The following is a 13,857-nucleotide window of genomic DNA, read 5'->3' as shown; positions in this document are numbered from 1 at the left end:
CCCGTCGACTCAGGCTGTCTTGCGACGGCGGAGCGCCAGGCCCAGCACAGCCAGACCACCGAACACCATGGCATAGGCTTCGGGTTCGGGCACGGCACCCGTGAAGCTCAAGTCATCCACAGCGTACACGCCAATCTGCGGGGTCAGCCGCACGCTGGCAATGCCAACGCCGCTCACCGACAATTGCTGCCAGGCGGCGGAAGCACTGATGGTGGCCGTTGCCATCTCGGCGCCGGTCACGTCATAGGCCGTCAGTGCGATGGTGCCGCCGTTGCTGTTGGCTGCCCAGATGGACACAGCAGACTGCAAGGTGCTGAAAGTGATGTCTTCCACACCCGAAATGCCGTTGACGCCCGTGTTGAACGCCAGGAAATCGGTGCCACTGTGGGCGTCGAAGCCAAAGTTGCCGCTCTGGTTCAGGATGGAGCCACCCGTGCCACCGACGCCGCTGAAGGTCACGCCGAGGCCTGCATAGGCATTGCTCAGGGGCGACGTGTCCACAAAGCAGCAAGGCGCGCTGGTACCTTCGAAGTCGATGGTGGTGGTTGCAGCAAAACTGGTTGCAGGCAAGGCAGCAGTCAAGGCGGCAGCCGCAACGAAGGTACGCAATGTATGCAATGGACGCATGGAAACTCCCGATGGTAATAAAAAGGCAGCCCGCAAGGCTGCCGTTAAACGACTAGAGAAAATTACCATGATCACCGAAGCATGGTTAGTGTCATCGGTCATCTTTTGAGGGATATGCCGCCCCCAGAACAGGGGGCGGCATGCCCTCTCTCAGCGGCGCGTGGTGCCGCTGCCACCCAGCAAGGCTGCTACCTTGCGCTTGGGCTTGATGAAGCGCGACAAACCTGTCGCGCCGCTGGCCGGCGTTGCCGCAGCAGCCTTGTCTTCCCAGACGGGATCGGCTGAGGGATCTGGCTCGTAAGGCTTGTCGAAGAAGGGGTCGCTTGGCTGACGGCGCGGTGCCGGGCGCATCGAGCGGGCCGACTCACGCGGCTCGCGAGCCTCGCGCGAAGGCGCTGAACCGAATGAACCCTCGGCACGCTCACCACCTTCCGGGCGCTCGCGGCGGTAGCTGCCACGGTCACCTCGCTCGCCGCGATCACCACCACGACGGTCACTTTCGAGCTCGAAGGGCTCGACGTCGATCTTCTTCTTGATCAGCTTTTCGATGTCGGCCATCAGGCGGGCATCAGAGCCCGTCACCAGCGACACGGCCAGACCACTGGCGCCTGCACGACCGGTACGGCCAATGCGGTGCACATAGTCTTCGGCATTGAAGGGGATGTCGAAGTTGAACACGGCCGGCAGGGCGGCAATGTCGATGCCACGTGCTGCCACGTCGGTGGCCACGAGCAGGTCAACCTCGCCCTTCTTGAAGGCTTCCAGGGCTTTCAAGCGCTCTTCTTGCGACTTGTCGCCGTGCAGGGCCGTGGTGCGCAGGCCATCACGCTCGAACGTGCGCGCCAAGCGGGCCGCGCCCAGCTTGGAGTTCACGAAGACGATGCTTTGCGTGATGCCGCGGTCGCGCAGGATCTGGCGAATCACGTAACGCTTGTTGTCGTCGTCCACCTTGTAGAAACGCTGCTCGACATTGGTGGCCGTCTGATTGGGGCGGGCCACTTCGACCAGGATCGGGTCTTGCAGGTAGCTTTGCGCCAGCTTCTTGATCTCGGGCGAGAACGTGGCTGAGAACAGCAGCGTCTGGCGTTGCTTGGGCAGGTAGCTCAGGATGCGCTGCAGATCAGGCAGGAAGCCGATGTCCAGCATGCGGTCGGCTTCGTCCAGCACCACGTACTCGACTTGAGACAGGTTGCAGTTCTTGGCTTCGATGTGATCGAGCAGGCGGCCTGGGGTGGCAATCAGCACCTCGACACCAGCCTTGAGCTCCAGCGTCTGCTCTTTCATGTTCATGCCGCCAAACACCACGGCCGAGCGCAAGTTGGACTTGCTGGCGTATTTCTTGATGTTGGCGGCCACTTGCACGGCCAGCTCACGCGTGGGAGCCAGCACGATCGCGCGCACCGGGTGACGCGCGGGCGACACGCTGGGGTTCTCGTGCTTCATCATGCGCTGAAGCAGCGGAATCGAGAAAGCAGCCGTCTTGCCTGTGCCGGTTTGCGCAGCGCCCATGACGTCGCGGCCTGCCAGCACCAGTGGGATGGCCTTGGCCTGGATCGGCGACATCGTCGGGTAGTCGATGGCACTCAGCAGCTTGGGGTCCAGCGGCAGGGTGTCAAAACGGGCTGGTGCGGCGTCTGCTTCGGGCGCAGCCTCCACGGGAGTGGCGGGCGTAACGAGCGTAACGGGCTGGGCGGCGACCGCACCTTCTGGGAGGGTCGCAGGAGAGGTATTCGAATTCATCGGTTGCGCATTATCCGCCTGTTGCTGCATTTTTGCGCAATTTAATTCGCCGCAAATGAGGGGCCATTTTCAGAAGGTGTAGCCGACCTGGGTCTGGGTGCCGCCGTGAGCCGCCTCGGCCTGCTCCAGCAGGTGTGCCAGCGGGCCCAGGCCCTGGTAACGGGAGGCCACGCGGTGGGCGTAGGTCCAGACGCGGGGAATGTCGTCCAGATACTGCTTTTTGCCATCGCGCAGGGCCAGGCGGGCGAAGATGCCCAGCACTTTCAGGTGGCGCTGCAGCCCCATCCACTCGACATCGCGCCAGAACTCGCCGAAATCCGACGACAGCGGCAGGCCGGCCTTGCGGGCCTTTTCCCAGTAACGCACGGCGTAATCGAGCTGGATGTCCTCGTCCCAGATCACGTAGGCGTCGCGAAGCAGGGACACCAGATCGTAGGAGGCCGGGCCCCACACCGCATCCTGAAAATCGATCACCCCAGGGCGAGCCTTGGGATCGGCTGGATCGGCCATGAGGTTGCGCGAGTGGTAATCGCGGTGCACCAGCACGGTGGGCTGACTCAGGACCTGAGCCTTGATCAGGGCGAAAACCTGCGTGAGCTGGGTTTGCTGCTGCGGGGTCAGAACCTGCCCGCGCAGCTTGCTGAAGTACCACTCGGGGAACAGATCCAGCTCGCGCTGCAGCAGCGCGTCATCGTAGGGCGGCACGGCCTGGGCGCCTTCGCCCTGCGCCACGCCCTGCAGTCGCACCAGCTCGTCGATGGCGGCCAGGTAGCGGGCGCGGTTGGCCGAGGCCGGGGCGTGCTCGTAATCCGTGGCCTCCAGCGTGGACAGGAAAGTGTGTTCGCCCAGGTCGCTCAGGAGCATGAAGCCCTGGGGCTCATCCCAGGCCAGGATGTGGGGCACGTTGACACCGCCGGCATCCAGCAGACGGTCCACGGCCACGAAGGGGCGGCAGTCCTCCTTGTCGGGCGGCGCGTCCATGATGATGAAACTGCCCTTGGCACCTCCTTGAACGGCGTCAACCCGGAAATAGCGGCGGAAGCTGGCATCGGCACTGGCCGAGCGTACCGTCTCGGGCTGGAGGCCATGTGCGGGCGCCACGGCAGCCAGCCAGGCCGCAAACGCCTGCTGTCGGGCCGAATCGGCCCAGTGGATATCGTTGGAAGCGGTGGTCGACACGTTGGTCATGAGTGGGGCAATCCAGAAAAATGCCTGCCAGCCGGCAACAGGCGGGCAACATGAAATAATGCACCGATTCTAGGCAAGGCCGGCTCACTGTGATTGAAGGCCCATGCCGCAGCCCCACACTGCGACACCGACGCGCAACTCCCGTGACCGTGACCACCACACAGGCCCGCCCCAGCTCATCGAAGCACAAGCACTCAGCCAAGGCCGCCTTGCGCCTGCGCTGGACCCCCATTGCCCTGGCGGCTGGCCTGCTGACCGTGCAGATGGCCTGGCCTGATGCTGCACAGGCGGATGGCGCCTTGTTGGCTGCGACGCAAGGTTCCAGCAATGGCAACCCGACGGCCGCCACACCGCCACTGCGCCTGAGCTTTTCCTTGCCTGCACCGCAAGGCCAGGAGCACAACGGGAAGCTGCCGCTTTACTTCGAGGCCGACCATCTGGAAGGCGAAGCCGACGCCCGCACCCGTGCAACGGGTTCCGTTCGCCTTCGCCAGGGGGGGCTGACCGTGCGTGCAGATGAATTGACCCACACCCAGGCAGACAACACCGCCAGGGCCCTGGGTCATGTCGTGATCACCCGCAACAGCAACATCTTCAGCGGCCCGGAGTTGATGCTCAAGCTCGACACACTGGAAGGCGAGTTCATCCGACCGCACTTCTGGTTTGCGCGCACCCAAGCCGGCGGGCAGGCTGAGCGGGTCGAGTTTCTGGGATCCAATCGCCTGCGCGCCAGCAAGACCACCTACAGCAGTTGCACCCCCGATGACCTGCCCGACGGCACGCCGGGCGAGCCTGACTGGTCGCTCAAGACCCGCAGCGTCCATCTGGACTTCGATGCCAACGAGGGCACAGCCGACAACGCCGTGATCTGGTTCAAGGGTGTGCCCATCCTGGCATCCCCGACATTGACCTTCCCGCTCAATGACGCACGCAAGTCCGGATGGTTGCCACCCAGTTTTGACTTCGACAGCAAGAGCGGTTTCGAGCTGTCTGCGCCCTACTACTGGAACATCGCGCCAGACAAGGACATGACCCTGGCACCGACGCTGTCGGTGCGCCGCGGTGCAGGCCTGGATGCCGAGTACCGCTACCTGGCACCGCGCGATGAAGGCGTCCTGCGGCTGGCCGGCTTGCCCGATGACCGCGTGGCCATGCGCTCACGCGGGCTGCTGGATTTCGCTCACAAGGGCAACCTCAACGACGGCAATGCGCTGTCTCAGACCCATTACGAACTGCGCTGGCTGCGCGTTTCGGACGACGACTACTGGAAGGACTTCCCGCACGGCCTGCCCACGCTGACGCCCCGCCTGTACGACAGCCACGCCAACGTCGAGCGGCAACTGAACTCGCGCAACTGGGGCCTGGGCGACAGCCAGACCACCTTGTATGGTGGCGTGCAAACCTGGCAGACGCTGCGCGACCTGGACCCGTTGGCCGACCCCACGCTCAGCAACATCAGCACGCCCTATCGTCGCGAACCGCAAGTGGGCGTGCGCAGCCGCAGCGGCAACGACACCGGCCTGACCTGGACCATGCAGGGTGAATTCAACCGCTTCACCAACCCGGACCCCATCAAACCACAAGGCAACCGTCTGCATGCCGTCGGCCAGATCGGCCAGAACTTCAACCTGGGGGGCCTGAGCCTGACGCCTCGCGTGAGCCTCAACGGCACCAGCTACAACATGGACCAGGACTTGCCGAACGCGAGCCGCAGTGCAACGCGCATCCTGCCCACGTTCAGCCTGGATACCGGCCTGGTCATGGAGCGTCCGCTGCGCGCGTTCAGTCGCAACCTGACCCAGACTCTCGAACCCCGTATCCAGTACGTGCGCACGCCGTACAAGGACCAGGGCTTCCTGCCCCTGTTTGACAGCGCCCCACGCGACTTCAACCAGTATGCGATCTACAGCGAAAACGCCTACACCGGCGTGGACCGCATCTCCGACGCCAACCAGGTCACGGTGGGCGTGACATCTCGCTTGCTGGACGATGCCACCGGTGTCGAGGCCCTGCGACTGGGTCTGGTGCAAAAGCTCTTGCTGGCCGACCAGCGCATCAACCCGGATGGCCCTGAGCCGATCACGCAGCGCCTGTCCGACTTGCTGCTGCTGGGCTCGACCTCCGTGATTCCCAACTGGACCCTCGATGGCTCGGCGCAGTTCAACGCCCAGAACCACGCCATGTCGCGCGGCCTGATGGGGGTGCGCTACTCCCCGGGCCCCTGGCGCACCATCGGGGCCGCCTACCGCTACACCCGCCAGGCCAGCGAACAGCTTGATCTGGGCTGGCAATGGCCCCTGGCAGGCCCGGTGCCCTCCTCCACGGCGCAGGTCCGTGACGAAGCGCTGAACGATCCGCTCAACCTCACGGGCCGACGCCCCCGCAGCGGCAGCGCCTGTGGCGGCACCTGGTACAGCGTGGGTCGCATGAGCTACAGCCTGCGCGACAGCCGCCTGACCGACTCGCTCATCGGCTTCGAATATGACGCGGGCTGCTGGATTGGTCGCGTGGTGGCCGAACGCGTATCCGTGGGCCGCTCACAAGCCTCCACCCGCCTGATGTTCCAGCTGGAACTCGCCGGACTGTCTCGCATCAGCCTGGGCTCCAACCCCTTGCGCACCTTGAGGGACAATATCCCCGGCTATCGACTGCTGCACGATGACAGCGCCACGACGGCCTCAACCGGTTCTTCGCCCTTCACGACAGATGATTGATCACACCATTTCAACCCGCAGCCCATCCCGCCCGGCACGCAGCAAGTCATTGAGCGCGCTGGTGCACGGCATTTGCCTGAGTCTGCTGGTTGGCACCGTCGCACCTGCCTGGGCTCAGTTCAAGGCCTCGCCAGCGGTAACGCCGCGCATTCCGGGCAACCGCAGCCTGAGCACCGAACTCAAGATCGAAGGCATGCAGACCACGACGGACTACATCCTCGCCGTGGTCAACCAGGAACCCGTCACGCACACGGACGTTGACAAGCGCGTGGCCCGCATCACCGATACCGCACCGGCCGGCTCGCGTCTACCGCCGCCGGAAGCGCTGCGCCAACAGGTGCTGGACGCCCTGATTGATGAAAAGGTGCAACTCAACCACGCCAGGAACATCGGCATGGACATCTCCGAACAGGAGATTGACGCCTCCATCGAGAACATCGCGGCACAAAACCAGATGTCGTTGGAAGACCTGCGCAAACGCATGCAGGCCGATGGCCTGGACTTCCAGCGCTACCGCAACAGCCTGCGCGAACAGCTGCTGCTGCAACGCTTGCGCGAGCGCGAAGTCAACGGCCGCATCCAGATCACGGAAGAAGAACTGACCACCTTCATGAAGGATGACCCCACCGGCCAGGCAGAGGTCGCCCTCAACGTGGCCCACATCCTGATTGCCGTGCCAGAAAAAGCCACGCAGGTTCAGCTGGCGGCCCTGCAATCCAAGGCCCAGGCCATCCAGGAGCGCGCCGCGCAGGGCGCCAACTTCTCCCAGCTGGCCAAGGATAACTCGGCTGACACGAACACCAAAGACCAGGGCGGGACGCTGGGCCTGCGTCCCGTGAGCCGACTGCCGGAGCTGTTTGTCACTGCCGCAACCAAGCTCAAGGTCGGGCAAGTGGCACCCCTGGTGCGCTCCAACGCGGGCTTTCACATCATCAAGCTCGTCGAGCGAGAAAACAGTGCTCAAGCCACTTACACGCAACAGCGTGCCCGCCACATCCTGCTGCGCACGAACCCGCAACAAGCTGCCCGCGAACAGATCGATCGCATGAACGACATCCGCAAGCAGATCGTCGGCGGTCAGACCAGCTTTGCCCAGATGGCGAGGCAGCACTCTGAAGACGGCAGCGGCGCGCGTGGCGGAGACCTGGGCTGGGCCGCCCCCGGTCAGTTCGTGCCAGAGTTCGAAAAAGCACTGACGGCGCTGCAACCCGGTCAGATCTCCGAACCCGTTGTGAGCCGCTTTGGCGTGCACCTGATCCAGCTGATCGAACGCCGCGAAGTGAAGCTGACCGAGCAACAGCAACGCGAAGCCGCTCGTTCGGTGCTGCGCGAACGCCGTTTCGAGCCCACCTATGAAGAATGGGCCCGCGAACTGCGCGCCGCCGCTTACATCGAGATGCGCGATGCGCCCTGATCGCCCGTCGTCCAAGCCGACACATCGCCCCGGCGGCAAGCGCCCGGTGCAAGGCGGCGGTGGTCACATCGCCCGCAAGCGTTTTGGTCAGAACTTCCTGGTGGACCTGGGCGTCATCGACGAGATCGTGCGCGCCATTTCGCCCAAGCCGGGTCAGGCGCTGGTTGAAATCGGCCCCGGCCTGGGCGCCCTGACCAACCCGGTCGTCGAGCGTTGCGAACACCTGACTGTGGTGGAACTGGACCGCGACCTGGCAGCCCGTCTGCGCAAGCGACCCGAACTGACGGTCATCGAATCCGATGTCCTCAAGGTGGACTTCGGCCAGATTGCGCAGGAGCGCGGCCAGAAGCTGCGCGTGATCGGCAACCTGCCCTACAACATCTCCAGCCCCATCCTCTTTCACCTGCTGCCTTGGGCATCGCAAGTGGAAGATCAGCACTTCATGCTGCAAAAGGAAGTGGTGGACCGCATGGTGGCCTCACCCGGCAGCAAGGATTTCGGGCGCCTGAGCGTGATGCTCCAGTGGCGTTACGACATGGAATGCGTCGTGGATGTGCCGCCCGAATCGTTCGACCCGCCCCCCAAGGTGGACTCGGCCGTGGTGCGCATGGTGCCCTTGGCTGAGCCGCCCAAGGTTGACCCGGCCGTGCTGGAAAGCATGGTGGCCCTGGCCTTCTCGCAGCGTCGCAAGATCCTGCGCAACACACTGGGCGCCTGGATCGACGAGCACGGCCTGCAGACCGATTTCGATCTGCAGCGCCGCGCCGAGGAAGTGCCCGTCAGCGAGTTCGTCGCGCTGGCAGCCTTGAAGTCCGCCAGCAGCGACTGAGCCCACATCGGCGCCTCTCAACGCATGCGCCGGCGGCTCACACTCGCCACGATACCGACACCCGCTAATGCCAGTGCCAGCGATTCAGGCTCCGGTACCGTGGTAACGCTGTAGCTGCCCACGAAACTGCCACCGTACGACTTGCCGAACACCGCAATGGTATGGAAGCCGGCCAGCACGGGCGCGGAAAACGCGTAATAGTCGTTGTAGCCTGGCAGGAGATCCGGCACGCTGTTGCCATCGACCAGCACCTGAAAGATATCGTAGCCAGCCTTGCCGGTAAAAGACGACATCACCGAGCCTGTCAACAGACCTGCATCGGACGCAAAGCCCGTCAGGTACGTTGGCGTCGAACTGACGAAGCTGCCATCCACATCCTCGGCTTTGGCACCTGTTGCAGCCACCGCCAGGGCCATGCCCATCAACACTGCTGTACGTTTCATGACACTCTCCAAAAAGGACCACGCGAGATGTCATGCAGATTACGTACCAGCGTTTACCCTTGCTTTTTGCACCATGACTGCTCGTCATCCTGGCCCTGACGTGACAAAACGCACCACAAAGCTCACTAAACTCACAGCATGAAAACCTACCTTGTTGGCGGTGCTGTGCGCGACAGGCTGCTGGGCCGCCCCTGCGGCGACCGCGATTGGGTGGTCGTGGGCACGACGCCCGAAGCCATGGCCGCGCAAGGTTTCATGCCGGTCGGCAAGGACTTTCCGGTTTTCCTGCATCCGGACACCAAAGAGGAATACGCCCTGGCGCGCACGGAGCGCAAGAGCGGACACGGCTACCACGGCTTCCACGTCCATGCCTCCCCGGACGTCACGCTCGAAGAAGACCTGGCGCGGCGAGACCTGACGATCAATGCCATGGCCCAGGATGAGGCCGGGCTGGTCATTGACCCCTATGGCGGCCAGGCTGATCTGCAAGCCCGCGTGCTGCGCCATGTCTCACCCGCCTTTGCAGAAGACCCGGTGCGCATCCTCCGGCTGGCCCGGTTCGCCGCCCGCTTCCACGACTTCACCGTCGCCGACGAGACCATGGCCCTGATGCGCCAGATGGTGCACAACGGAGAAGTGGATCATCTCGTGCCCGAACGCGTGTGGCAGGAACTGGCGCGCGGCATGATGGAAGACAAACCCTCGCGCATGTTCGACATCCTGCGCAACTGCGGTGCCTTGGCACGGCTGCTGCCGGAAGTGGACCGCCTGTGGGGCGTGGCGCAACGTGCTGACTACCACCCCGAGATCGACACCGGCGTGCACCTGATGATGGTGATGGACATGAGTGCACGCTTGAAGGCTTCCCTGGCCGTGCGCTATGCCTGCCTCGGCCACGACCTGGGCAAAGGCACCACGCCGCCCGACATCCTGCCTCGCCATCTGGGCCATGAGGGCCGCAGCGCGCAGTTGCTCAAGCAGGTCAACGAACGCCTGCGCGTGCCGGTCGAATGCCGGGAACTGGCCGATGTGGTCGCGCGCGAGCACGGCAACGTGCACCGCAGCGGCGAGCTCAACGCGGCCGCCGTGCTGCGCCTGCTGGAACGCTGCGACGCCATTCGCAAGCCGCAACGCTTCCGAGAGATCATGCTGGCCTGTGAGTGCGACGCCCGCGGCCGGCTCGGCAAGGATGAGGAGCCCTACCCTCAGGCCGCGCGCCTCAACCAGGCGCTGGATCTGGTCCTGGCAGTCAAAACCGCCGATGTTTCTGCTGCAGCGCAGCAACATGGCATGAAGGGGGAAGCCATCGGCAAAGCCATCGCCCAAGCCCGATGCGAGGCATTGGTTTGTGGGGGATTTTGACGCGATCGCTTCCTTGCTGTCGTGAGATGTTCAGTCGGCCATTCCCATAAACAGGCCCTGCGCACTAGACTGCCCGGATGGCCAGTCAAACGATCAATTTTTTCCAATGGACAGGCGGTGTCCTGCGTACCGCCCCTGCTCTGCCCAGCGTGGTCAAGGGCTTGTGGAACCTTGTCACGCTCAAGCCGGATCAGATCGGGTCGCTGGGGCTGCGCTATGCCGAACTGGCCGCCAAGCAACCTGACGCGCCTGCGCTGGTCTTCGAAGGCCGCACTTGGACCTACGCGCAATTCAACGCCTGGGCCAACCAGATTGCCCACAGCCTGGAAGCGGCCGGCATCCGCCAAGGCGATTCGGTGGGCGTGCTGATGGAAAACCGCGCCGAGCTGATGGCCTGTGTGCTGGGTATCGTCAAGCTGGGCGCCATCGCCACCTTGCTCAACAACCAGCAACGCGGCGAGCCGCTGGCACACAGCCTGCGCATCACCAAGCCTCGCGTGGTGATCTTTGGCGAAGAATGCGTCGAGGCCTTTGACAGCATCGAGCCAGCGTTGCGTGCAGAACTCTGCCCGCAATGGTGGTTTGAAGGCGCCTCCGCCGGCCCTGTAGGCACCGACAGCCTGCGTCGCCGCGCGCTCAAGGCCGAGACCAGCAACCCGCCGCAGACTGCACAGATCAAGCTGCGCCAGCCCTGCTTCCACATCTTCACCTCGGGCACGACGGGCATGCCCAAAGCCTCGGTGATGACGCACTACCGCTGGCACCGCTGCATGGCCGGCCTGGGCCAGCTCGGCATGCGCCTGAAGTCCGACGACGTGCTGTACTGCCCGCTGCCCATGTACCACAACAACGCCTTGACGGTGTCGTGGAGCTCGGTCATTGGTGCCGGTGCCTGCATGGCCTTGGGCCGCAAGTTCAGTGCCACGCGCTTCTGGGATGAGATCCGCGCCAACAAGGCCACGGCGTTCTGCTACATCGGCGAGCTGTGCCGCTACCTGCTCAACCAGCCAGCCAAGGCCACGGATCAGCAACACAGCGTGCGCACCATCATCGGCAACGGCCTGCGCCCTGACATCTGGGACACCTTCCAGAAGCGCTTCAACATCCCGCACATTGCCGAGTTCTACACGGCCAGCGAGTGCAACCTGGCCTTCGTCAACGCCTTCAACTTCCAGGGCACCGCGGGCTATTGCCCCCTGCCCTACGCCATCGTGGCGTTTGATGTCGAGAACGAGACGCCCATCCGTCAAGCTGACGGCACCATGCGCAAGGTGGCCAAGGGCGAGAGCGGCCTGCTGCTGACCGAGATCACCGACAAGGCCCCGTTGGACGGCTACACCGACAGCAAGGCCACCGAAGCCAAGGTTTTCCGCAACGTGTTCAAGAAGGGTGACGCCTGGTTCAACACCGGCGACCTGATCCGCGACATGGGCTTCGGCCACATCGGCTTTGTGGACCGCGTGGGCGACACCTTCCGCTGGAAGGGTGAGAACGTGGCCACGACCGAAGTCGAAGCCGCGCTAGGCACGATCGACGGCATTGAAGAAGCCGTGGTGTATGGCGTGGAAGTGCCTGGGGCCGATGGCCGCGCCGGCATGGCCGCCATCCGCTGGGATGACAGCAAGGGCCACATCGATGGCGTGGCGCTGGCGGCCGCCTTGAACAAGGCCTTGCCCAAATACGCCGTGCCCCTGTTCATCCGCGTGCGCGAAGAACACGAAGTCACCGCGACGTTCAAACACCGCAAGGTGGAACTCAAGCGCGAAGGCTTTGATGTGGACAAGGTCGAAGACGACCTGTATGCCCTGGGCGACAACGGTTACGAACTGATGCAGCGCGCCCACCCTGTGGCCAAGCGCGCCTGATCCTTCAACCTGATTGCTGTTATTTGTCTGCAGCGTTGCCGGCAAAGCCGAAAAGGCCAAAAGCCCCCCGCACCATCAGGCGCGAGGGGAAAAAGACTTGGCAACGGTACGCGCTGACTGATCAGGTCAGCGTCTGGCTATCAGTCAGCCTGCTTGCGCAGGAAAGCCGGGATCTCGATTTCATCCATGCCGTTGCTGGCTAGGGCGTCCACCTTGGCTGCCGCTTGCGTGCGACCACTGCGCCACACGCTGGGCGTGTTCAGGCCGCTGAAGTCGTTGCCGCCAGCGCTGGCGTGGCCCATGCCAGCCAGGCCGCCGGCCAGACCTTGGGCGTGACCTGCGTGGCCGATAGGCTGCGTCAGCACGGGGATGTTGTCGGTACCGGTGCGCTGGAAGACTTGCGTCTGTGGCGCGCTGTGGACCACGGTCATCGGGGCTTGCTGGCGCTTGGAGCCGCACAGGCCAGTGGCGATCACGGTCACGCGCAGGGCGTCACCCAGGCTTTCGTCGTAAGCCGTGCCGTAGATGACGTGCGCATCTTCAGCAGCATAGCGACGGATGGTGTTCATGGCATTGCGCGACTCGCTCAGCTTGAAGCTGGACTTGCCTGCAGCGATCAGCACCAGCACGCCACGTGCGCCGGACAGGTCGATGCCTTCCAGCAGCGGGCAGGCCACAGCGGCTTCAGCAGCCTTGGTGGCACGGTCAGGGCCACCAGCGGTAGCGGTGCCCATCATGGCCTTGCCGGGCTCGCTCATCACGGTCTTGACGTCTTCAAAGTCGACGTTCACCAGGCCGGGAATGTGGATGATGTCGGAGATGCCGCCGACGGCGTTCTTCAGCACGTCGTTGGCCTTGCCGAATGCTTCTTCCTGCGTGACGTCGTCACCCAGCACTTCCAGCAGCTTCTCGTTGAGCACGACGATCAGCGAATCGACATTGGCTTCGAGTTCGTTCAGGCCGGTGTCGGCCTGCTTCATGCGGCGGTTGCCTTCGAATTCGAAAGGCTTGGTCACCACACCCACGGTCAGGATGCCCATCTCCTTGGCCACACGGGCGATCACGGGAGCCGCACCGGTACCGGTACCACCACCCATGCCCGCGGTGATGAACACCATGTGGGCGCCATCCAGGGCTGCACGGATCTGGTCGGTGGCTTCTTCAGCCGCGGCCTTGCCGGCTTCAGGTTTCGCACCAGCGCCCAGGCCGGAGTTGCCCAGTTGCAGTTGCATCTCGGCGCTGGAGCGCAGCAGAGCTTGCGAGTCGGTGTTGGCGCAGATGAACTGCACGCCTTGCACGCCTTGCGAGATCATGTGCTCGACAGCGTTACCGCCGCCGCCCCCCACACCGATCACCTTGATCTGTGTGCCCATATCGAAGTTGTCGATCATCTCGATTGCCATGTCGTACCTCTTTTTTAATCAAGCAGTTGCCAATTGAAATCGTACCCAAGTTCGGCGCTTAAAAATTGCCGACGAACCAATCGCGTACACGACCAAACAAGGTCTGAACAGACCCGGCTTGTTGTGCCGCCTTCATCCCGCGCATGCGCGCGAGTCTTGCCTCTTCGAGCAAGCCCATGACGGTGGCCGAGCGAGGGCTGGCCACCATGTCGTGCAGTGCGCCTGAGTACAAGGGCGTGCCCTTGCGCACAGGCTTCAAGAAGATGTCTTCG

The 13,857-nt window shown here is 63.7% G+C and carries 10 protein-coding genes and 1 pseudogene; 5 read left to right on the top strand and 6 right to left on the bottom strand.

The features are described from left to right. Positions 1-9: 9 nt before the first annotated feature. The 3 genes from HY836_RS04530 to HY836_RS04520 form a co-directional block, all read right to left on the bottom strand. Complete coding sequence (locus HY836_RS04530; RefSeq protein WP_290673991.1) at positions 10-627, bottom strand: PEP-CTERM sorting domain-containing protein; 618 nt, start codon at positions 625-627, stop codon at positions 10-12. A 150-nt stretch (positions 628-777) separates the two neighbouring features. Next, a complete protein-coding gene (locus HY836_RS04525; RefSeq protein ID WP_290673989.1) occupies positions 778-2,367 on the bottom strand; it encodes a DEAD/DEAH box helicase in 1,590 nt (529 codons plus the stop codon). 69 nt (positions 2,368-2,436) lie between these two features. Next, complete coding sequence (locus HY836_RS04520) at positions 2,437-3,555, bottom strand: phosphotransferase (protein WP_290673987.1); 1,119 nt, start codon at positions 3,553-3,555, stop codon at positions 2,437-2,439. Positions 3,556-3,698: 143 nt separating this feature from the next. Here HY836_RS04520 and HY836_RS04515 point away from each other — a divergent pair, with 143 nt between their 5' ends. The 3 genes from HY836_RS04515 to rsmA are packed head-to-tail and all read left to right on the top strand — an operon-like array spanning position 3,699 to position 8,512. Next, entirely contained in the window at positions 3,699-6,269 is a 2,571-nt protein-coding gene (locus HY836_RS04515) for an LPS-assembly protein LptD (RefSeq protein ID WP_290673985.1), read from the top strand. Then, positions 6,262-7,683 (top strand): peptidylprolyl isomerase, encoded by a 1,422-nt coding sequence (locus HY836_RS04510; protein ID WP_290673983.1) that lies wholly within the window; start codon positions 6,262-6,264, stop codon positions 7,681-7,683. Before HY836_RS04515 ends, HY836_RS04510 begins: the two co-directional genes overlap by 8 nt. Continuing rightward, entirely contained in the window at positions 7,673-8,512 is an 840-nt protein-coding gene (gene rsmA / locus HY836_RS04505; protein WP_290673981.1) for a 16S rRNA (adenine(1518)-N(6)/adenine(1519)-N(6))-dimethyltransferase RsmA, read from the top strand. Before HY836_RS04510 ends, rsmA begins: the two co-directional genes overlap by 11 nt. Positions 8,513-8,529: 17 nt before the next feature. Here the strand turns inward: rsmA and HY836_RS04500 are convergent, their stop codons facing one another. Next, positions 8,530-8,955, bottom strand: coding sequence for a PEP-CTERM sorting domain-containing protein (locus HY836_RS04500; RefSeq protein ID WP_290673979.1), 426 nt, complete (start codon positions 8,953-8,955; stop codon positions 8,530-8,532). Between the two features lie 138 nt (positions 8,956-9,093). Between HY836_RS04500 and HY836_RS04495 the strand changes: the two genes are divergently transcribed. Continuing rightward, positions 9,094-10,317, top strand: coding sequence for a multifunctional CCA addition/repair protein (locus HY836_RS04495; protein ID WP_290673977.1), 1,224 nt, complete (start codon positions 9,094-9,096; stop codon positions 10,315-10,317). Positions 10,318-10,394: 77 nt separating this feature from the next. Further along, the gene (locus HY836_RS04490; RefSeq protein ID WP_290673975.1) at positions 10,395-12,182 is read left to right on the top strand and encodes a long-chain-acyl-CoA synthetase; all 1,788 of its coding nucleotides are present in this window, start codon (positions 10,395-10,397) and stop codon (positions 12,180-12,182) included. Between the two features lie 140 nt (positions 12,183-12,322). On the opposite strand, the gene ftsZ is transcribed toward HY836_RS04490, so the two are convergent. Both ftsZ and HY836_RS04480 read right to left on the bottom strand, forming a co-directional pair. Further along, entirely contained in the window at positions 12,323-13,585 is a 1,263-nt protein-coding gene (ftsZ, locus tag HY836_RS04485; RefSeq protein ID WP_290673973.1) for a cell division protein FtsZ, read from the bottom strand. Between the two features lie 58 nt (positions 13,586-13,643). Continuing rightward, positions 13,644-13,857 (bottom strand): annotated as a pseudogene (locus HY836_RS04480) (cell division protein FtsA); the annotation flags it as partial.

Source organism: Aquabacterium sp., assembly GCF_016234775.1.
Classification (GTDB): Bacteria; Pseudomonadota; Gammaproteobacteria; order Burkholderiales; family Burkholderiaceae_C; genus Aquabacterium.
This window is presented reverse-complemented; position numbering and strand designations above follow the sequence as displayed.

Coding starts and splice junctions, on each gene's coding strand:
- HY836_RS04530 (WP_290673991.1), bottom strand. CDS start 627: ATGCGTCCATTGCATACATTGCGTACCTTCGTTGCGGCTGCCGCCTTG.
- HY836_RS04525 (WP_290673989.1), bottom strand. CDS start 2,367: ATGAATTCGAATACCTCTCCTGCGACCCTCCCAGAAGGTGCGGTCGCC.
- HY836_RS04520 (WP_290673987.1), bottom strand. CDS start 3,555: ATGACCAACGTGTCGACCACCGCTTCCAACGATATCCACTGGGCCGAT.
- HY836_RS04510 (WP_290673983.1), top strand. CDS start 6,262: ATGATTGATCACACCATTTCAACCCGCAGCCCATCCCGCCCGGCACGC.
- rsmA (WP_290673981.1), top strand. CDS start 7,673: ATGCGCCCTGATCGCCCGTCGTCCAAGCCGACACATCGCCCCGGCGGC.
- HY836_RS04500 (WP_290673979.1), bottom strand. CDS start 8,955: ATGAAACGTACAGCAGTGTTGATGGGCATGGCCCTGGCGGTGGCTGCA.
- HY836_RS04495 (WP_290673977.1), top strand. CDS start 9,094: ATGAAAACCTACCTTGTTGGCGGTGCTGTGCGCGACAGGCTGCTGGGC.
- HY836_RS04490 (WP_290673975.1), top strand. CDS start 10,395: ATGGCCAGTCAAACGATCAATTTTTTCCAATGGACAGGCGGTGTCCTG.
- ftsZ (WP_290673973.1), bottom strand. CDS start 13,585: ATGGCAATCGAGATGATCGACAACTTCGATATGGGCACACAGATCAAG.